At 57.8% G+C, this 19,221-nt stretch carries 17 protein-coding genes and 3 tRNA genes; 18 read left to right on the plus strand and 2 right to left on the minus strand.

Annotated elements, in window-relative coordinates; genetic code table 11:
• The first annotated feature begins 35 nt into the window (after positions 1–35).
• Positions 36–2,174 (plus strand): polyribonucleotide nucleotidyltransferase, encoded by a 2,139-nt coding sequence (gene pnp, locus AADW57_RS05745; RefSeq protein WP_341669095.1) that lies wholly within the window; start codon positions 36–38, stop codon positions 2,172–2,174.
• A 238-nt stretch (positions 2,175–2,412) separates the two neighbouring features.
• On the opposite strand, the gene AADW57_RS05750 is transcribed toward pnp, so the two are convergent.
• A tRNA-Leu gene (locus tag AADW57_RS05750) sits at positions 2,413–2,498 on the minus strand.
• An 8-nt stretch (positions 2,499–2,506) separates the two neighbouring features.
• Positions 2,507–2,596 (minus strand) — tRNA-Ser (locus AADW57_RS05755).
• 226 nt (positions 2,597–2,822) lie between these two features.
• Between AADW57_RS05755 and AADW57_RS05760 the strand changes: the two genes are divergently transcribed.
• From AADW57_RS05760 to nuoL, 17 genes are all read left to right on the plus strand, one after another.
• A complete protein-coding gene (locus tag AADW57_RS05760) occupies positions 2,823–3,797 on the plus strand; it encodes an NAD(P)H-quinone oxidoreductase (protein ID WP_341669096.1) in 975 nt (324 codons plus the stop codon).
• Positions 3,798–3,949: 152 nt separating this feature from the next.
• Positions 3,950–4,690 carry a triose-phosphate isomerase gene (tpiA, locus tag AADW57_RS05765; protein ID WP_341669663.1) on the plus strand — a complete coding sequence of 247 codons (741 nt, stop codon included), beginning with the start codon at positions 3,950–3,952 and terminating at the stop codon, positions 4,688–4,690.
• A gap of 17 nt (positions 4,691–4,707) precedes the next feature.
• Positions 4,708–5,175 carry a preprotein translocase subunit SecG gene (gene secG / locus AADW57_RS05770; RefSeq protein WP_341669097.1) on the plus strand — a complete coding sequence of 156 codons (468 nt, stop codon included), beginning with the start codon at positions 4,708–4,710 and terminating at the stop codon, positions 5,173–5,175.
• A 158-nt stretch (positions 5,176–5,333) separates the two neighbouring features.
• Positions 5,334–5,418: transfer RNA gene (locus AADW57_RS05775), tRNA-Leu, on the plus strand.
• A 423-nt stretch (positions 5,419–5,841) separates the two neighbouring features.
• Positions 5,842–7,014, plus strand: coding sequence for a porin (locus AADW57_RS05780; protein ID WP_341669098.1), 1,173 nt, complete (start codon positions 5,842–5,844; stop codon positions 7,012–7,014).
• Positions 7,015–7,532: 518 nt separating this feature from the next.
• Positions 7,533–7,892 carry an NADH-quinone oxidoreductase subunit A gene (locus tag AADW57_RS05785; RefSeq protein WP_341669099.1) on the plus strand — a complete coding sequence of 120 codons (360 nt, stop codon included), beginning with the start codon at positions 7,533–7,535 and terminating at the stop codon, positions 7,890–7,892.
• A 146-nt stretch (positions 7,893–8,038) separates the two neighbouring features.
• Complete coding sequence (locus tag AADW57_RS05790) at positions 8,039–8,515, plus strand: NuoB/complex I 20 kDa subunit family protein (protein WP_003801059.1); 477 nt, start codon at positions 8,039–8,041, stop codon at positions 8,513–8,515.
• Positions 8,516–8,535: 20 nt separating this feature from the next.
• Positions 8,536–9,153, plus strand: coding sequence for an NADH-quinone oxidoreductase subunit C (locus AADW57_RS05795; RefSeq protein ID WP_341669100.1), 618 nt, complete (start codon positions 8,536–8,538; stop codon positions 9,151–9,153).
• Positions 9,154–9,158: 5 nt separating this feature from the next.
• A complete protein-coding gene (locus tag AADW57_RS05800; protein WP_341669101.1) occupies positions 9,159–10,412 on the plus strand; it encodes an NADH-quinone oxidoreductase subunit D in 1,254 nt (417 codons plus the stop codon).
• A gap of 28 nt (positions 10,413–10,440) precedes the next feature.
• Positions 10,441–10,935, plus strand: a complete 495-nt coding sequence (gene nuoE, locus AADW57_RS05805) for an NADH-quinone oxidoreductase subunit NuoE (protein ID WP_341669102.1) — start codon at positions 10,441–10,443, stop codon at positions 10,933–10,935.
• Complete coding sequence (gene nuoF / locus AADW57_RS05810; protein ID WP_341669103.1) at positions 10,932–12,299, plus strand: NADH-quinone oxidoreductase subunit NuoF; 1,368 nt, start codon at positions 10,932–10,934, stop codon at positions 12,297–12,299. Before nuoE ends, nuoF begins: the two co-directional genes overlap by 4 nt.
• Before the next feature lie 14 nt (positions 12,300–12,313).
• Positions 12,314–14,644: an NADH-quinone oxidoreductase subunit NuoG gene (gene nuoG / locus AADW57_RS05815; protein ID WP_341669104.1), complete on the plus strand. Its 2,331-nt coding sequence runs from the start codon at positions 12,314–12,316 to the stop codon at positions 14,642–14,644.
• A 1-nt stretch (position 14,645) separates the two neighbouring features.
• Complete coding sequence (gene nuoH / locus AADW57_RS05820) at positions 14,646–15,719, plus strand: NADH-quinone oxidoreductase subunit NuoH (protein ID WP_341669105.1); 1,074 nt, start codon at positions 14,646–14,648, stop codon at positions 15,717–15,719.
• A gap of 17 nt (positions 15,720–15,736) precedes the next feature.
• Positions 15,737–16,225, plus strand: coding sequence for an NADH-quinone oxidoreductase subunit NuoI (nuoI, locus tag AADW57_RS05825; RefSeq protein WP_341669106.1), 489 nt, complete (start codon positions 15,737–15,739; stop codon positions 16,223–16,225).
• Positions 16,226–16,243: 18 nt separating this feature from the next.
• Positions 16,244–16,885, plus strand: coding sequence for an NADH-quinone oxidoreductase subunit J (locus tag AADW57_RS05830; protein ID WP_341669107.1), 642 nt, complete (start codon positions 16,244–16,246; stop codon positions 16,883–16,885).
• Positions 16,886–16,887: 2 nt separating this feature from the next.
• A complete protein-coding gene (gene nuoK, locus AADW57_RS05835) occupies positions 16,888–17,196 on the plus strand; it encodes an NADH-quinone oxidoreductase subunit NuoK (RefSeq protein ID WP_341669664.1) in 309 nt (102 codons plus the stop codon).
• 15 nt (positions 17,197–17,211) lie between these two features.
• A complete protein-coding gene (gene nuoL / locus AADW57_RS05840) occupies positions 17,212–19,215 on the plus strand; it encodes an NADH-quinone oxidoreductase subunit L (RefSeq protein WP_341669108.1) in 2,004 nt (667 codons plus the stop codon).
• Positions 19,216–19,221 lie beyond the last annotated feature (6 nt).

Here is a 19,221-nt window from a genome sequence, read left to right on the forward strand (position 1 = left end):
GTGTGCACGGTTTTTTTATTGTAAGGATTCTCCTAATGTTCAATAAAGTCACCAAGTCATTCCAGTACGGCGAACATACCGTCGTTCTGGAAACCGGAGAAATCGCACGTCAGGCGTCAGGTGCCGTGCTGGTTTCCATTGAGGATACTGTTGTGTTGGCTACCGTGGTGGGTGCCAGCAAGGCCAAGCCAGGCCAGGATTTCTTTCCCCTGACTGTCGATTACGTCGAAAAAACCTACGCCGCCGGCAAGATTCCAGGTGGTTTCTTCAAGCGCGAAGGCAAACAGTCCGAGCGCGAGATCCTGATCTGCCGCCTGATCGACCGTCCTTTGCGCCCGCTGTTTCCCGAAGGCTTCTACAACGAAGTCCAGGTCATCATCCACACGATTTCGGTTAACCCCGAGATCGATCCCGACATTGCCGCCATGCTGGGCGCTTCGGCTGCCCTGGCTATTTCGGGCATTCCGTTCAACGGTCCAGTGGGCGCTGCCCGCGTGGGTTACGTGGATGGCCAGTACGTGCTGAATCCTTCGGCTACTCAGTTGCAGTCGTCTGACTTGGATCTGGTTGTGGCCGGTACCGAAGAGGCCGTGCTGATGGTGGAGTCTGAAGCCAAGCAACTGCCCGAAGATGTGATGCTGGGCGGCGTGGTCTATGCCCACGAACAGATGCAGGCCGCTATCAATGCCATCCACGAGTTGGTCGAAGAAGCGGGCAAGCCCGAGTGGGATTGGCAGCCGGCCCCGGTCAATGAAGCTCTGCAGACCGCCGTTGCCGCCGCTGCCCAGGAAGGCTTGAGTCAGGCCTACCAGATCCGCGAAAAGCAGGCCCGTACCGAGCAGGTTCGTGCTGTTTACGCCAACGTCAAAGAAGCGCTGGCAGCGCATGCCGAGGCCAAGGGCGAAGCCGCGCCGGATTCCGTGGCGGTTGAAAATATGCTGTTCGATCTGGAAAGCAGCATTGTGCGCAACCGTATTCTCAGCGGCGAGCCTCGTATCGATGGCCGCGATACCCGCACTGTGCGCCCCATCAGCATCCGCTTGGGCGTTCTGCCCCGTGCTCACGGCAGTGCCTTGTTCACGCGCGGCGAAACCCAGGCTTTGGTCGTGACCACCTTGGGTACCAAGCAGGACGAGCAGATCATTGACTCCATCATGGGTGATTACCGCGATCGGTTCATGCTGCACTACAACATGCCTCCCTTTGCCACCGGCGAAGCAGGCCGTTTCGGTGCGCCTAAGCGCCGCGAAATCGGTCATGGTCGTCTGGCCAAGCGTGCGTTGACCCCGCTGCTGCCTGTGTCCGAGGATTTCCAGTACACCATCCGCATCGTGTCCGAGATCACCGAGTCCAATGGCTCTTCTTCCATGGCATCGGTGTGTGGCGGTTCGCTGTCCATGATGGACGCTGGCGTGCCAGTGCAAGATCACGTGGCAGGTGTGGCCATGGGCCTGATCAAGGAAGGCGGCAAGTTCGCCGTGCTGACCGATATCCTGGGCGACGAAGATCACCTGGGCGATATGGACTTCAAGGTGGCCGGCACTGAAAAAGGCATTACCGCCTTGCAGATGGACATCAAGATTCAGGGCATTACCAAGGAAATCATGCAGGTGGCTCTGGCCCAGGCGCACGAAGGCCGCATGCACATCCTGTCCAAGATGAAGGAAGCCATCGACGGTTCCCGTACCGAAATGTCCGAATTTGCTCCTCGCATGTTGACCGTCAAAATCAATCCCGAGAAGATCCGTGACGTCATCGGCAAGGGCGGTGCTACGATTCGTGCGCTGACCGAAGAAACCGGCACGCAGATCGATATCTCCGACGACGGCACCATCACTATCGCCAGTGCCGATCTGGACAAGGCCCGTGAAGCCGAGCGCCGCATCAAAGAGCTGACCGCCGAGGTCGAAGTGGGTCAGGAATACGAAGGTCCTGTGATGCGCCTGCTGGATTTCGGAGCCATCGTTCAGGTTCTGCCTGGTCGTGACGGCTTGCTGCACATCTCCGAGATCGCCAACTACCGTATCGCCAATATCAACGATGTGTTGAAGGTGGGTCAGGTCGTCAAGGTCAAGGTTATCGAAGCCGACGAGAAAGGCCGTCTGCGCCTGTCCATCAAGGCTATCGGTGGTATCGAGGCCCAGGGCGGCCCTGCTGCCCCTGCCGCTTCCTGATCGCTCCGGCGGTCTGCTTAAAGGAAAACCCGCCTTTTGGCGGGTTTTTTGTGCACCCATGTGCTCTGCGCAGCATACCAAAAAGCCCGCTAAAAAGCGGGCTTCTATATATATTAGTGCAACACCTTCTGGTGCTTGGGATGCTATCGATCTGGCCGGGTCAATGTCTGTTCCGGCTTATGAGGGAGAGCCGCTTGGGTCTCGATGCCGTAGCGGATTTGTAGGCCGCTTACGGTAATGGTGCATCCAGCCGGAATCGAACCGGCACGATCAAGGATCGAGGGATTTTAAGTCCCTTGCGTCTACCAATTCCGCCATGGATGCAGCGGGTGTGGCGGAAGCGGTGAGATTCGAACTCACGGATGGGTTACCCCATCGCCGGTTTTCAAGACCGGTCCATTCAACCGCTCTGGCACGCTTCCTGTGTTGCGTCTACTGGGACGCAGCTCTTCTGGTCGCAAGGACCAGGATAGCCGTAAAGTGTAACGTAAAAGTGTGGTGGCGTCATCGGATTATTGCCCTTCGATTGGCGATTGCGCACTGTAGGCAAGATGCCCGTGTGGTAGATTGCGAAAGTCGAGTTTGAATTGGCCTTGTTATCGGGCAGGATGCGCTGCCGTGGTGGCAGGGCGCAGATAGGGAGCAAGCATGCGCGCCGTAGAGATTTCTGAGTTTGGTGGCCCTGAGGTGTTGCGGGTGGTGGATCGTCCTGTTCCGCAGGCTGGGCCAGGGGAAGTGCTGGTTAAAGTCTTGGCGGCAGGGGTGAACAGGCCTGATGTCTTGCAGCGTGCCGGGGTCTATCCGCCGCCGGCGGGGGCTTCCGATCTGCCGGGTTTGGAGTTGGCCGGGGAGATTGTGTCTGGTGATGTGCAAGGCAGTGCGTTCAAGATCGGTGATTTGGTCTGCGCGCTGGTGACGGGCGGGGGATATGCTGAGTATTGCGTCGTTCCGGTGCAGCAGTGTCTGTCCATTCCAAGCGGTTTCAGTCTTATCGAAGCGGCCGGTTTGCCCGAAACCTTTTTTACGGTTTGGAGCAATGTGTTCGATCGCGGGGGGCTGGCGCAGGGTGAAACCTTGCTGGTGCATGGTGGAGCCAGCGGCATAGGCACCAGTGCGATTCAGCTTGCAGTGGCGATGGGAAATACGGTGTATGCGACGGCTGGTAGCGATGACCGGGTTCAGGCTATCAATCGATTAGGCGGCATAGGCATCAACTACAAGACCCAGGTCTACGAAGACGTCATCAAGGCTAAGACTGGCGGGCGCGGTGTGGATGTCATTTTGGATATGGTGGCCGGCGACTATATCAACCGTGACCTCGCCTGCTTGGCCGACGATGGCCGCATTGTCATCATTGCTTTGTTGGGCGGTGCCAAAGCCACCATTAATTGCGGTGAAATTTTGCGTCGTCGCTTAACGATCACTGGTTCCACATTACGGCCGCGTCCGGTGGCTTTCAAGGCGGCGTTGGCGCGGGCCTTGCGCGAACAGGTGTGGCCTTTGCTGGAGGCCGGCAAGATTCGGCCGCTTATCCATGCTACGTTTCCGCTGGAGCAGGCGGACCGTGCTCATGCCATGATGGAAGCGGGCGAACAGGTGGGCAAAATCATTCTGCTTCCTTGATCGATGCAAGAGGGGGTGGGTTGCCCGTTGGTTTTTCCACGCTTGGATACGCCAATATCAAGCGGAATTATTAAGCACGCGCTACAATACTAGGTTAGCTGCGTGCGCGTGATGCGACGCTGGTGCAATTACTGACAGACATCAAGGGAGCAATGGGCGTACATTCTTTGCGAAAGCGTATGGTCGCGGGCAATTGGAAAATGAACGGTTCGCTGCAGAGCAATCGTCAGTTGCTGGATGTCGTGCTCCCCCAAACGCAGCTCTTGTCGGAATGCGATGTGCTTTTGTGCGCGCCGTTTGTTTATCTGCCCCAATTGCAGCAGGCTATGGAAGGTACAGGTTTTGCGCTTGGGGCGCAGGATGTCAGTGTGCATGCCAAGGGGGCTTACACCGGCGAGGTTTCTGGTGCTATGTTGGCTGACGTGGGCTGCCGTTGGGTCATCGTCGGTCACTCGGAGCGCCGGCAGTACCATCAGGAAAGCAGCGCGCAGGTCGCGGCCAAAGTATTGGCGGCCCTGGGTGCGGGCTTGACGCCTATTGTGTGCGTGGGCGAACAATTGGCGGATCGCCAGGCTGGACAGGCTGTCTGCGTGGTGCACGATCAGCTGGACCCGATCAAGGCTTTGGGTGCGCAGATTGTTGAGCGGGTGGTATTGGCATACGAGCCGGTTTGGGCCATAGGCACGGGGCTGACCGCCACTCCGCAACAGGCTCAGGATATGCATGCGCAGATCCGTGCCTTCATGGGTTCGGATGTTGTGCGTATTTTGTATGGTGGTAGCGTCAAGGCGGATAATGCCGCCGAGCTGTTTGCCATGCCGGATATTGATGGTGCCCTGGTGGGTGGTGCATCTTTGGATGCGCAGGAATTCTTACGTATAGTGGCCGCTTGAGGCCTCGGAGTCTTTGAATGCAACATTGGATGTCTTCCGTTCTGATGGCCGTGCAGGTCATTTCTTCGCTGCTGATTATTGGTCTTGTACTGTTGCAGCAAGGTAAAGGCGCAGATATGGGGTCCGCATTTGGTGGTGGTTCGGCCGGCAGCGTATTCGGTGCTGCAGGTGCGGCTAACTTCCTCTCGCGCATGACCAAGTGGGCCGCGATCGTGTTTTTTGTGTCTACCGGTGGTCTGGCCTGGATGGCGCATCAGCCGGCCAAGCAAGTTGAGTCGGGTGTCATGCAAGGCTACGAGTCTGCCGTTCCTGGTGCGGTGCCATCCGGTGCCGCGGCCGTGCCCGCGCCCGTGCCTGGCGCTGTGCCTGCGGCACCGGTTGCGGCTCCTTCCGCCGCGGTACCGGAAAGTGTTCCTGCGGCTGTGCCGGCAGCTCCGGCTGCGCAGAGCGATGCCGCCTCTGGTGCTCCTGCTGCTAAGCCTTGATCGCTTCGCTTCATATAGAAGTAAGCCCGCTGAAAAGCGGGCTTTTTTTATGCCTGGTGTCGCGGCAGGCATACGAAATCAGCGTTTCGGGGTAAAAACACAAAGGCAAGGCTGACAGCTAATTCTTTATCGTGCTAATATCGCTGTCTTAGTTTGAAGCCGACGTGGTGGAATTGGTAGACACGCTATCTTGAGGGGGTAGTGGCGAAAGCTGTACGAGTTCGAGTCTCGTCGTCGGCACCAAAAACAAGCAGGCCATTTTTGGCCAATCAATAAAACCTGACCAGCATGTGGTTGGGTTTTTTTTTGCCTGCCGTTTTTTAATGTATCGGGGCAGGGGCAAAAAATAAAAAAGAGGCTGGTGAAAGGCTTGAGAGACAGACTTAAAGCAGGTTCTTAGCTTGCGGCCTCGTGATAAGTTTGCTGATGATTTGGAAGCGCGGCGCAGGGCGGGGTAAACCCTGCTTCGCGGCTTTCTGGGGTGCCGGTTTGTTGTGTATAGCCAACAGGGTGCGCACAAAGCTTCACGTTTCTGAATGGTTTCGTAGTCAAGCGTCGGGAATTTTGATGCAATAGCGTTAACTTCCCATCGCGGAGTTAGAAAGAGCAGCAGCACTGTTGTAGTTGGGCTGCTCTGATTTACTCAAATCTACGGAGATTTCTTACATGAAAAAGACTCTGCTCGCTGCTGCTCTGATGGCCGGCTTCGCTGGCGTCGCACACGCAGAAACGTCTGTTACCCTGTACGGTATTCTGGATGGTGGTATTGGTTACCAAAAGTTCAAGGGCGTTAACTCCTACGGTGCTAACCGTGATGGTCTGGAGTCCACCAGCCAGAAGAAAACCGGCCTGATCAACGGCATCCAGTCCGGCAACCGTTGGGGCCTGAAGGGTTCCGAAGATCTGGGTGACGGCCTGCGCGCTGTGTTCCAACTGGAAAGCGGCTTCAACCTGGGTACCGGTAAGTCCGCCCAAGGTGGCCGTCTGTTCGGTCGTCAGGCCACTCTGGGTCTGGCTGGCGACAGCTGGGGTCAACTGGACTTCGGTCGTCAAACCAACATCGCTTCCAAGTACCTGCCTGGCGTAGCCGATCCTTTCGGCGGTGGTTTCGACCAAGCTAACATCGGCGCGGCCTTCACTTCGGCCAACACCGTTCGTTACGATAACATGGTCATGTACCAGACCCCCAACTTCTCGGGCTTCCAGTTCGGCGTTGGTTACTCCTTCAACACCAACGGCGATCAACAGTACAAGATCACCAACAGCCAGAACCCTGAAGACGGTCTGGAGCGCAACCAGCGCGGTATCACTACCGGTCTGCGTTACGCTAACGGCCCCATCGGTGTTGCTCTGACGTACGATCAGTACAAGACTCGTGAAAACCGTGCCGCTATCGGCGCTCCTGTTACCGGCGGCGACACTGTCAAAGCCTGGAACCTGGGCGGTAGCTACGACTTCGAAGTGGTCAAGGCTCACCTGGCTTTCGGTCAGACCCGTGACGGCCTGTTCGCTGTGCAAGAATTCAGCGGCGTTGGTCTGGACACCGGTGGCAGCCTGAAAGGCCTGAAGGTTAACTCCTACCTGGTCGGTCTGTCCGCTCCTGTTGGCGCTGGCAACCTGATGGCTTCCTGGACCATGGCTGATCCACGTTCGGCTCCAGACGGCATGGACAACGCTGCTTTCGAACTGAAGAAGCAGCACGTGTACAGCCTGGGTTACACCCACCCACTGAGCAAGCGCACCAACGTGTACGCTATCGGCTCCTACGCCAAGAACGTGCACTTCTTGCCTGACGGCAAGTCCACTCTGCTGGGCGTTGGTCTGCGTCACCAGTTCTAATTGTGTCGCGTAGCTTGTCTACGCGCTCAATGGCAGGCCTTCGGGCCTGTGGAACTGCAAAGCAGTCAAGCTTGTAAAAAAAGCCACCCTTATGGGTGGCTTTTTTGTATCCGTATCGGGCAATTTGGGATGCTGTCGCACTTGTTAAATGTTCTTTGGGTGCTTGGGCTTTGTTGTCTTTGAGTGTTCCTTGGTTGCTCTGTTTTTTGTTTCTTGTGTGGTGGGGGTATTGGTTTGGTTTGTTACAAATTGAGGGCCGCTTAGGGGCTTGAGTGTGTGTGTGCCTGGCTGACTGGACGCTGACGAAAGGCGGCGTGACTGTGTTTTTTGGGGCGGATAGCAACCTTGATTAATGAATATAATCAATAAAAAACAGGGCTTTCCTATATTTAGGCGGCTATTTTGCGGCTCATCCGCAACATCACCCTCAAGATGTAATGGTTTGGGGTTATCCCTCAAAACTCTGCTCTCAAAATGCTACAATCCAAGAGTTTATTTACTGCGATTGGATGCTTTGCATGAACCTGCAAGAGTACTTTCCCGTTTTGCTGTTTATCATCGTCGCCACTGGCATAGGTCTGGCTTTGCTGACCGCAGGCCGGCTGTTGGGCCCGAATCGCCCCGATCCCGAAAAGCTCTCGCCGTACGAGTGCGGTTTCGAGGCTTTTGGCGACTCTCGCATGAAGGTGGATATCCGTTACTACCTGATTGCGATCCTGTTCATCATGTTCGACCTGGAAATCGCTTTCCTGTTTCCCTGGGCCATGGCCAATGGCACGGTAGGCATGGTGGGTTTCTGGACTGTCATGGCCTTTTTGGGCGTGCTGACGGTCGGCTTTATCTACGAATGGAAAAAAGGCGCGCTGGACTGGGAATAATCCCCCAGGCTTAGGTCCGCGCAGCGGGTCTTGGCGTCTCTTGCTGGTATCAAGGCGCACCGGGATGCACCTTTGCGACAGCAAGTTTGGTCAGCAATTGGATCGGCGCGGCGTACCCGGGTCGAATCCGGCAAAAGGCAACTACTATGGCTATCGACGGCATTCTTAAAGAAGGTTTTGTGACGACCAGCGCAGACAAGTTTCTGAACTGGGCAAAGACAGGGTCTATGTGGCCCATGACATTCGGCCTGGCCTGTTGTGCGGTGGAGATGATGCACGCAGGCGCGGCGCGTTACGACCTGGACCAGTTCGGCATTATTTTCCGACCCAGTCCCCGTCAGTCCGATCTGATGATCGTGGCCGGCACCTTGTGCAACAAAATGGCACCCGCCTTGCGTAAGGTGTACGACCAGATGGCCGAGCCGCGCTGGGTGGTGTCCATGGGGTCCTGTGCGAACGGTGGCGGCTATTACCACTACTCCTATTCCGTCGTGCGCGGCTGCGATCGCATCGTGCCGGTCGACGTCTATGTTCCGGGCTGTCCGCCCACGGCCGAGGCTCTGGTCTATGGCCTGCTGCAAATGCAGAACAAGATCCGCCTGACCAACACCATTGCGCGTTGAACGGCTAGAACAGGTTAAGAATGACTATGACACGGCTAGAAACACTGAAGACCAATCTGTTCGCCGTCCTGGGCGAACAGGCCGCGCTGACCGAGGCGCTGGGCGAATTGACCCTGGAAGTGCCGGCGGATGCCTGGGTGGATACCTGCACGCTGCTGCGCGATCACGCAGATTTGCGTTTTGAAACCTGTATAGACTTGTGCGGCATCGATTATTCGGCCTGGAAAGCGCCGACTCACCAACCTGTGGCGGGACAGTTCCCTCATCGTTTTGCCGTGGTGCTGCACCTGACCTCGCTGACTCATAACTGGCGCCTGCGCGTGCGCTGCTTTGTGCCCAACGACGATTTTCCGGCCATACCGACCTTGTTCGAGGTCTGGCCATCGGTCAACTGGTTCGAGCGCGAGGCGTTCGATCTGTATGGGATCATCTTCGAGAATCACCCCGACCTGCGTCGTATCCTGACCGACTACGGCTTCATCGGCCATCCTTTCCGCAAAGACTTCCCGATCTCCGGCTATGTCGAAATGCGCTACGACACCGAGCAAAAGCGCGTCATTTATCAGCCCGTCACTATCGAGCCGCGTGAAATCACACCGCGCGTGGTGCGCGAGGACGACTACGGAGTAGGGCGTTAATCATCATGGCAGAAATTCAAAACTACACCCTGAACTTTGGCCCTCAGCACCCGGCCGCGCACGGCGTGTTGCGACTGGTTCTGGAGCTGGACGGCGAAGTCATCCAGCGTGCCGACCCACACATTGGCCTGTTGCACCGCGCTACGGAAAAACTGGCTGAGCACCGCACCTATCTGCAGGCCTTGCCCTATATGGACCGTCTGGATTACGTGTCCATGATGGTGAACGAGCACGCCTACTGTATGGCCATCGAAAAGATGGTGGGCGTGCAGGTGCCGCTGCGCGCCCAGTACATCCGCGTGATGTTCGACGAGATCACCCGCATCCTCAATCACCTGATGTCAGTGGGTTCGCATGCCCTGGACGTGGGCGCTATGGCGGTGTTTTTGTATGCGTTCCGCGAACGTGAAGACCTGATGGACTGCTACGAGGCTGTTTCGGGTGCGCGTCTGCATGCGGCCTATTACCGGCCTGGCGGCGTGTATCGCGATCTGCCCGACACCATGTCCTTGTACAAGGGCAACAAGTACCGCTCCGAAAAAGAGCTGAAGTCCATGAACGAAGCCCGGTCGGGTTCTTTGCTGGATTTCATCGAGGACTTCACCAACCGCTTTCCGGCTTGTGTGGACGAATACGAAACCTTGCTGACCGATAACCGCATCTGGAAGCAACGTCTGGTGGGCGTGGGTGTCGTGGACCCCGAACGTGCCAAGGCATTGGGCTTTACTGGCCCCATGCTGCGCGGTTCCGGAGTGGAATGGGATCTGCGCCGGGTGCAGCCTTACGAAGTCTATGACCGTATGGATTTCGATATCCCCGTTGGCTGTAACGGCGACTCCTACGATCGTTATCTGGTGCGTATCGCCGAAATGCGCGAAAGCAATCGCATCATTCGCCAGTGTGTGCAGTGGTTGCGCAATAACCCCGGTCCTGTCATTACCGACAACCATAAGGTCGCCCCGCCATCGCGCGAACGCATGAAAACCGGCATGGAAGACCTGATCCACCACTTCAAGCTGTTCTCCGAAGGCATGCACGTGCCGACCAGCGAAGCCTATGCGGGCGTGGAGCATCCTAAGGGCGAGTTCGGTATTTACCTGGTGTCCGACGGCGGCAATAAACCGTACCGGCTCAAGATCCGCGCTCCTGGCTTTGTTCACTTGCAGGCTCTGGACGAAATGAGCCGCGGTCACATGATCGCCGACGCCGTCACCATCATCGGGACGCAGGATATTGTGTTTGGCGAGATCGACCGCTAGGTCGCGCCTGGAAAAACGGAACCGAATTATGTTGCTTTCCGAAAAAGCCTACCAACAGATAGATCGGGAACTGAGCAAGTTTCCAGCCGACCAGCGCCGTTCCGCCATCATGGCATCTCTGGCCATTGCCCAGCAGGAGCAGGGCTGGGTTTCGCCCGAGATCATCGCCGATGTGGCGGCCTATATCGGCGTGGAAGCCATTGCGGTGCAGGAGGTTGCTACCTTCTACAATATGTTCCACACCAAACCTGTGGGCCGCGTGACCATCTCGGTCTGCACCAACTTGCCCTGTGCGCTGCGCGATGGCGTCAAGGCAGGCGAATACCTTAAAGAAAAACTGGGCATCGATTACGGCGAGACCACCGCGGATGGCCAGTTCTCCCTGATCATGGGGGAATGCATGGGTTCGTGCGGCGATTCGCCCGTCATGCTGCTGAATAATCAGCATATGTGTGTGCGCATGGAAGCCGAACGCATTGACGCCATGCTCGAAGAATTGAAGAAACACGGAGAGTCGGCATGAGTGCACCGGACATTCTGCGCAAGCTCGCCCAGGGGCTGGAGCCCAATCCCGGGGCCGACCTGTCGCGCAGCATGATTTTTCATGATCGCCACATCGAGCCCCAGATTCTGGCAGGCCTGAATGGCGACAATTGGGGTCTGGAAGACTACGTCAAGCGCGGCGGCTACGAAGCATTGCGCAAGGTCTTGACCAGCGGCATGAAGCCCGAGGACGTTATTGCCGAAGTCAAGACCTCGGCCTTGCGTGGCCGTGGCGGCGCGGGCTTTCCCACCGGCCTGAAGTGGAGCTTCATGCCGCGCGCCATCCCTGGCCAGAAGTACCTGGTCTGCAATTCGGACGAAGGCGAGCCAGGGACGTTCAAAGATCGCGATATTCTGCGCTTCAATCCGCACATCGTCATCGAAGGCATGGCGATTGCCGCCTATGCCATGGGCATCAGCGTGGGATACAACTATATCCACGGCGAAGTCTTTGAAATCTATCAACGCTTCGAAGAAGCGCTGGAGCAGGCCCGTGCCGCCGGATTCCTGGGTGACAACATCCTGGGATCGGGCTTTAACTTCCAGTTGCATGCCTTTCATGGCTATGGTGCTTACATCTGCGGCGAAGAAACCGCGCTGCTCGAGTCGCTGGAAGGCAAAAAAGGCCAGCCACGCTTCAAGCCACCGTTTCCTGCCAGCTTTGGTCTGTACGGCAAGCCGACCACCATCAACAATACCGAAACCTTCGCGGCCGTACCCTGGATTATCCGTAACAGCGGCCAGCAGTACCTGGAAGTCGGTATTCCCAATGCCGGTGGCACCAAGATTTTCTCCATCACCGGCGACGTCGAGCGTCCCGGCAACTACGAAGTTCCTTTGGGCACCCCGTTTGCCACCCTGCTGGAGTTGGCGGGCGGCATGCGTCATGGCCGCAAGCTAAAAGCAGTCATCCCCGGTGGTTCCAGCTCTCCGGTGTTGCCGGCCGACATCATGATGGCTACCAACCTGGATTACGACTCCATCGCCAAAGCCGGTTCTATGTTGGGCTCGGGCGCGGTCATCGTCATGGACGAGACACGCTGCATGGTCAAGTCGCTGCTGCGCCTGTCGTATTTCTACTATCACGAAAGCTGCGGGCAGTGCACACCGTGCCGTGAAGGCACGGGCTGGCTGTGGCGCATGGTGCATCGTATCGAGAACGGCCAGGGCCGCCAGGAAGATCTGGACATGCTCGATGAGATCGCACACAACATCATGGGCCGCACGATTTGCGCTCTGGGTGATGCCGCCGCTATGCCGGTGCGCAGTTTCGTTAAGCATTTCCGCGACGAGTTCGCACACCACATCGAGCACAAAGGCTGTGTGGTGCCTCAATATCTGTAGGCCAGGACAACGTAATGGTAGAACTCACCATCGATGGCATTAAAGTTGACGCCCCGGAAGGCAGCATGGTCATTCAGGCTGCCCATGATGCCGGGGTCTATGTGCCGCACTTCTGTTATCACAAAAAACTGAGTATTGCCGCCAACTGCCGCATGTGTCTGGTGGACGTGGAAAAAGCGCCCAAGCCTTTGCCGGCCTGCGCCACGCCCGTGACCAACGGCATGGTTGTGCGTACCCGCTCGGAAAAAGCCATTGCCGCCCAGAAAAGCGTCATGGAGTTTCTGTTGATCAACCACCCCCTGGATTGCCCCGTGTGCGACCAGGGCGGCGAGTGTCAGCTGCAGGATCTGGCAGTGGGCTACGGCGGTTCCGAATCGCGCTACAAAGAAGAAAAGCGCGTGGTCGCCGCCAAGTCCATGGGGCCGCTGATTTCCACCGAAGCCATGCAGCGTTGCATTCATTGCACGCGTTGCGTGCGTACCGGCGAAGAGATCGCCGGCGTGCAGGAAGTGGGCATGCTCAATCGCGGCGAACACGCCGAGATCACCACCTTTGTGGGCAAGGCCGTGGAGTCCGAACTGTCGGGCAATATGATCGACGTCTGTCCCGTGGGTGCGCTGCTCTCCAAGCCGTTTCGCTTCAATGCCCGTACCTGGGAACTGGCCCGTCGCCGCAGCGTCAGCCCGCACGACAGCGTCGGTGCCAATCTGGTCATTCAGGCCAAGATGGACAAAGTGCTGCGCGTGGTGCCCTTCGAGAACGAAGAGGTCAACGAATGCTGGATCAGCGACCGCGACCGTTTTTCCTACGAAGGTCTGTATACCGAAGACCGCCTGACCCATCCTATGGTGCGTGGCGATGACGGCCAGTGGCGTGAAGCGTCCTGGAACGATGCCATGCAGACCATCGTGGCCGGCATGAATGCCGTACGCGAGAAATTCGGTGCCGATCAGTTGGGCTGCATCGGCTCGGCCACGTCGACCACGGAAGAACTGGCCTTGCTGGCCCGCCTGGGCCGTGCTCTGGGCACTGAAAACATCGACTTCCGCCTGCGTCAGACCGATGCGCGCCTGGATGCTGCCCTGGCCGGTGTGCCATGGCTGGGTATGCCGCTGGCCGAATTGAACAATCTGGATCGTGTTCTGGTTGTCGGTTCGTTCCTGCGCAAGGATCACCCACTGATGGCCCAGCGCCTGCGTCAGGCTGTCAAGCGCGGTGCGCAAGTCTCGTTCATCGATTCGGCGGCCGACAATCCATTGTTCAACGCCATTGCGGGTCGCCTGACCGTTGCGCCTAGCCAATTGCCCAAGGCCTTGGCCGAAGTGCTGGTGGCGCTGGCCAAGGCTAAGGACGCTGCCGTCCCAGCGGGCCTGGAAGGTGTGCAGGTTTCGGCACAAGCACAGCAGATCGCCGATAGCCTGGCTTCGGGCGAGCGCGTGGCCGTATTGCTGGGCAATATGGCTGTCAATTCCGATCAGGCCAGTGTCATTGCCGCCAATGCTAGCGCGATTGCGCAGGCCAGCGGTGGCACGCTGGGCTTCTTGACTGCCGGCGGCAATACCGTAGGCGGTTATCTGGCCAATGCCGTGCCCGGCAAGGGCGGCTTGACGGCCGAACAGATGCTGGCGCAGTCCCTGCGTGCCTATCTGGTTCTGAATGTCGAGCCCTCCCTGGACAGCGATCTGGGCGAACGGGCCGTCGAAACCCTGAAGTCCGCGACCTTCTCGGTCGCCTTGACCTCTTACCGCTCGGCGGCCGAGAGCTGGGCCGACGTCATGTTGCCTGTGTCGCCATTCACGGAAACCTCCGGCACATTCGTGAACGCCGAAGGCCGCGTGCAAAGCTTCAAGGGTGCAGCAGCGCCTGTGGGCGATACGCGTCCCGCCTGGAAGGTCTTGCGTGTGCTGGGCAATCTGTTCCAGCTCGACGGCTTTGACGACGAAACCTCCGAATCGGTACGTGACTCGGTCATGGCCGGCGGCGTGGAATCGCGCCTGTCCAACCAGATCAAGCTGGCCCCTTCGGCACAGCCTGTGGTGTCCGGTCTGGAGCGGGTGGCCGATGTGCCTATTTACCGCAGCGATGCCTTGGTACGCCGTTCCGCTCCCCTGCAGGCCACGCCGGCCTCCGAGGCTCCTCGCGCGCGCATGTCCGCCGCCACGCTGGCCCATTTGGGTCTGGCCGACGGTGATCTGGTTCGCGTCCGTTCCTCGCAAGGCGAGGCTACCTTGCCAGCACAGCTGGACGATACCGTGGCACCGTCGTCGGTTCGCGTGGCCACGGCTTTTCCTGAAACCGCCGCACTGGGCAGCGCATTCGGTCAATTGACAGTGGAGCGTGCATAACATGGATTTTCTCTCTGTCATCAATAACTTTGGGACCGAACTGCTGGGCGATACCGCCTGGTTCGTGGTCTGGACCCTGCTCAAAATCGTCGCTATCGCGCTGCCCATCATCCTGTGCGTTGCCTACCTGACGTACTGGGAGCGCAAGATGATCGGCTTCATGCACGTGCGGCTGGGGCCGACCCGCGTAGGTTATCGGGGCTTGTTGCAGCCCTTTGCCGACGTTTTCAAGCTGCTGACCAAAGAGCTGATCGTTCCCGCCAAGTCCAACAAGACTTTGTACATCCTGGCACCGGTCGTTACGCTGATGCCGGCGCTGGCCGCCTGGGCCGTCATTCCCTTTGGCCCGGATATGGTCCTGGCCAATATCAATGCCGGCTTGCTGTACATTCTGGGCATTACCTCTCTGGGTGTGTATGGCGTGATCGTGGCCGGTTGGGCCTCCAACTCCAAGTACGCTCTGTTGGGTGGCTTGCGTGCCGCCGCACAGGTGCTGTCTTACGAATTGGCTATCGGCTTTGTGCTGATCACCGTGCTGCTGGTCTCGGGTACCCTGAATCTGTCTGGCATCGTCATGGGCCAGACCCAGGGTTACTTTGCCGACAAAGGGCTGAACTTCCTGTCCTGGAACTGGCTGCCGCTGTTGCCGCTGTTCGTCATCTACGTCATTTCCGCCGTGGCAGAGACCAATCGCCACCCCTTTGACGTGGTGGAAGGCGAATCGGAAATCGTGGCCGGCCCTATGGTGGAATACTCAGGCATGGGTTTTGCCCTGTTCTTCCTGGGCGAGTACGCCAACATGATTTTGTTGTCTGCGCTGGCATCGATCATGTTCCTGGGCGGTTGGACTCCCATCGTCGAGTTCGCTCCCTTCACCTGGATTCCAGGCTGGCTGTGGTTGGGTCTGAAGACCTTTATCGTGGTCTCCATGTTCATCTGGTTCCGCGCAACCTTCCCACGGTATCGCTATGACCAGATCATGCGTCTGGGCTGGAAAGTATTCATCCCGCTGACGGGTGTGTGGCTGCTGGTCGTGGCGATCTGGATGCAGACGCCATGGAACATCTGGCAATAAGTCAAAGGGGCAAGATTATGGAAGCAATCAAAGATTTCTTTGGCAGCCTGATGCTGTCCGAAATGCTCAAGGGCATGCGCCTGACCGGCAAGTACTTCTTCAAACGCAAGGTCACGTTGCGTTATCCGCTGGAAAAGACGCCGACTTCGCCTCGGTTCCGTGGTTTGCATGCACTGCGTCGCTACGAAAACGGCGAAGAACGCTGCATCGCCTGCAAGCTGTGCGAAGCCGTGTGCCCGGCCATGGCCATTTCCATCGAGTCCGCCGAGCGCGAGGACGGCACGCGCCGTACCACGCGCTACGACATCGATCTGGCCAAGTGCATTTTCTGTGGTTTCTGTGAAGAAAGCTGCCCGGTCGATTCGATCGTGGAAACGCATATTCACGAGTACCACGGCGAGAAGCGGGGCGACCTGTACTACACCAAGGATATGCTGCTGGCCATTGGCGATCGCTACGAGGACGAAATCGCTCGTCGTCGCGCCGCAGATGCACCTTATCGCTAAGGCCGGAGCTTTACATATATGTTATTTACTACTGTTCTGTTCTATGTGCTGGCGCTGGTGCTGGTGGTGGCCGCGTTCCGCGTCATTTCCGCCAGCAACCCGGTCACAGCCGTGCTGCACCTGATCCTGGTTTTCTTCACGGCCGCCATGCTGTGGATGCTGATGGGAGCCGAGTTCCTGTCGCTGCTGCTGGTGGTGGTGTATGTGGGTGCCGTCATGGTCATGTTCCTGTTCGTCATCATGATGTTGGATGTGCGCCAGGAAGCGGGTGGCTCCAAGTTCAAGGCCTACATTCCTCTGGGTTTGCTGATCGGGGCCATCATGGTTCTGGAAATGGGCTTTGTCCTGACCCAGTTGTGGCTCAATACCGGCCCGGCTGCCGTCATGCCGGATGACTACAACAATACCCAGGTGATCGGCGAACTGATGTACTCGCAGTACGTCCTGGCTGTTCTTGTCGGCGGCATCGTGCTGCTGGTGGGCATGGTCTCGGCCATTGCCCTGACGCTGCGCAAGCGCGAAGGCGTCAAGCGCACCGTGTCTGGCCAGCAGGTCAAGGTCCGCGCCCAGGATCGCCTGCGCATGGTCTCCATACCTTCTCAAACCGAAAAGCCGTCGGTATCCAGTTCGGCTGACGCCGTCGTTTCGGGAGACAAATGATGATGACGCTGTCGCTTGCGCACTATCTCGTCCTGAGCGCCGTGCTGTTCACGGTAGGCCTGTTCGGCTTTTTCCTGAATCGCCGTAACCTGATCATCTTGCTGATGTCGGTGGAATTGATTCTGCTGTCGGCCAACATGAACTTTGTCGCTTTCTCCACATGGATGGGGGATGCGGCCGGTCAGGTGTTCGTCTTCTTCGTCCTTACGGTCGCAGCGGCCGAGGCGGCGATTGGTCTCGCAATTCTCGTATTGCTGTTCCGCAATCTGAATTCGATCAATGTCGATGATCTCGACCAGCTCAAGGGTTGATGGGATAGCACAACAATGAACTCCATAAATCTTTACTTAACCATTGCGCTTGCTCCCCTGGTGGGGGCCGCGCTGGCCGGTCTGTTCGGCACCGGCTTTCTGGGTCGGCTTATCGGCCGGACCGGCGCGCATCTGATCACCATCGCCGGTGTGCTGATCTCCTTCATCGGTTCCGTCACCGTATTGCTGCAGGTGCTCGATGGCCAGACCTTCAACGGTCCGGTCTATACCTGGATCACCATAGGCAGCATTCAGTGGGACATCGGCTTTCTGATCGATCAGTTGACCGCCCTGATGATGGTGGTGGTTACTTCTGTATCTCTGATGGTGCATATCTACACCATCGGCTACATGAAGGATGATCCGGGCTATCAGCGTTTCTTCTCCTACATTTCGCTGTTTACCTTCTCCATGCTGATGCTGGTCATGTCCAACAACATGCTCCAGTTGTTCTTTGGCTGGGAAGCAGTGGGTCTGGTTTCTTACCTGCTGATCGGCTTCTGGTACGAGCGCAAGACCGCCATCTTCGCCAATATGAAGGCCTTCCTGGTCAACCGCGTGGGCGACTTCGGTTTTGCTCTGGGTATCGGCCTGTTGTATGCCTACACCGGTTCCATGAACTACAGCGACGTGTTCGCCAAGGTGCAGGAACTGAGCACCATGACCTTCCCCGGCACGGACTGGCAGTTGCTGACCGTCGCCGCGCTGGCCTTGTTCGTTGGTGCCATGGGTAAATCGGCTCAGGTGCCGCTGCATAGCTGGCTGCCCGATTCCATGGAAGGTCCTACCCCGATCTCCGCCCTGATCCACGCTGCGACCATGGTGACGGCGGGTATCTTCATGGTGGCCCGCTTTTCGCCTGTGTTCGAGCAGTCGACCACCGCGCTGTCTTTCATCATCGTGATCGGTGCCACAGGCGCTTTGTTTCTGGGCCTGCTGGGCATTATCCAGAACGACGTCAAGCGCGTTGTGGCCTATTCCACGCTGTCCCAGCTGGGCTACATGACCGTCGCGTTGGGCGCATCCGCCTACACCGGCGCCGTGTTCCACCTGATGACGCACGCTTTCTTCAAGGCGCTGCTGTTCCTGGGCGCAGGTTCGGTCATCATCGGCATGCACCACGATCAGGACATCCGCAATATGGGCGGCCTGCGCAAGTACATGCCCATCACCTGGATCACCTTCCTGATCGGCACCCTGGCTCTGGTCGGCACGCCTTTCTTCTCGGGTTTCTACTCGAAAGAGCACATCATCGAAGCGGCCGGTGCCGCGGACATCTGGGGTTCCAGCTATGCGTACTACGCAACGCTGATCGGTGTGTTCGTTACCTCGCTGTACTCCTTCCGTCTGTATTTCCTGGTCTTTCACGGCAAGGAACGCTTCCGTGACGTCAAACACGACGATCATCACGCGCACGACGATCATCATGCCCATGGCGGCGATCCGCACGAATCCCCTTGGGTCGTGACTTTGCCGCTGGTCTTGCTGGCTATTCCATCCATTTTTGCCGGTATCTGGTTTGTCGATCCGCTGCTGTTCGGCTCTTTCTTTGACGGTATCGTCAGGGTTCTGCCCGAGCACCCTGCAATGGCAACGCTGGAGCACCACTGGACAGACTGGATGGCCTATGCCTTGCACGGCTTTGTTACCGTACCGTTCTGGCTGGTCGTGGCCGGCGCCGTCGTGGCCTGGTATATGTACCTGGTCAATCCGGCCCTGCCTGCCGCCATCAAGAAAAATTGCTCCTTCATCTACCGTATCCTGGAGAACAAGTACTACGTTGACTGGTTCAACGAACAAGTGCTGGCTCGCGGCGTTCGCTGCCTGGGTACTGGCTTGTGGAAGGGCGGCGACCGCGGTCTGATCGACGGCCTGCTGGTCAATGGTAGTGCCCGCGTGGTGGGCTGGGTGGCTGCAGTCACCCGTCACCTGCAGTCGGGTTATGTCTACCATTACGCCTTTGCCATGATTCTGGGCATCTTGGCGCTCTTAACCTTTTTTGTACTGACGGTTCGGTAAATGGCT

Origin of the sequence: Alcaligenes sp. SDU_A2, from assembly GCF_038237375.1 — a bacterium.
Taxonomy (GTDB): domain Bacteria; phylum Pseudomonadota; class Gammaproteobacteria; order Burkholderiales; family Burkholderiaceae_B; genus Alcaligenes.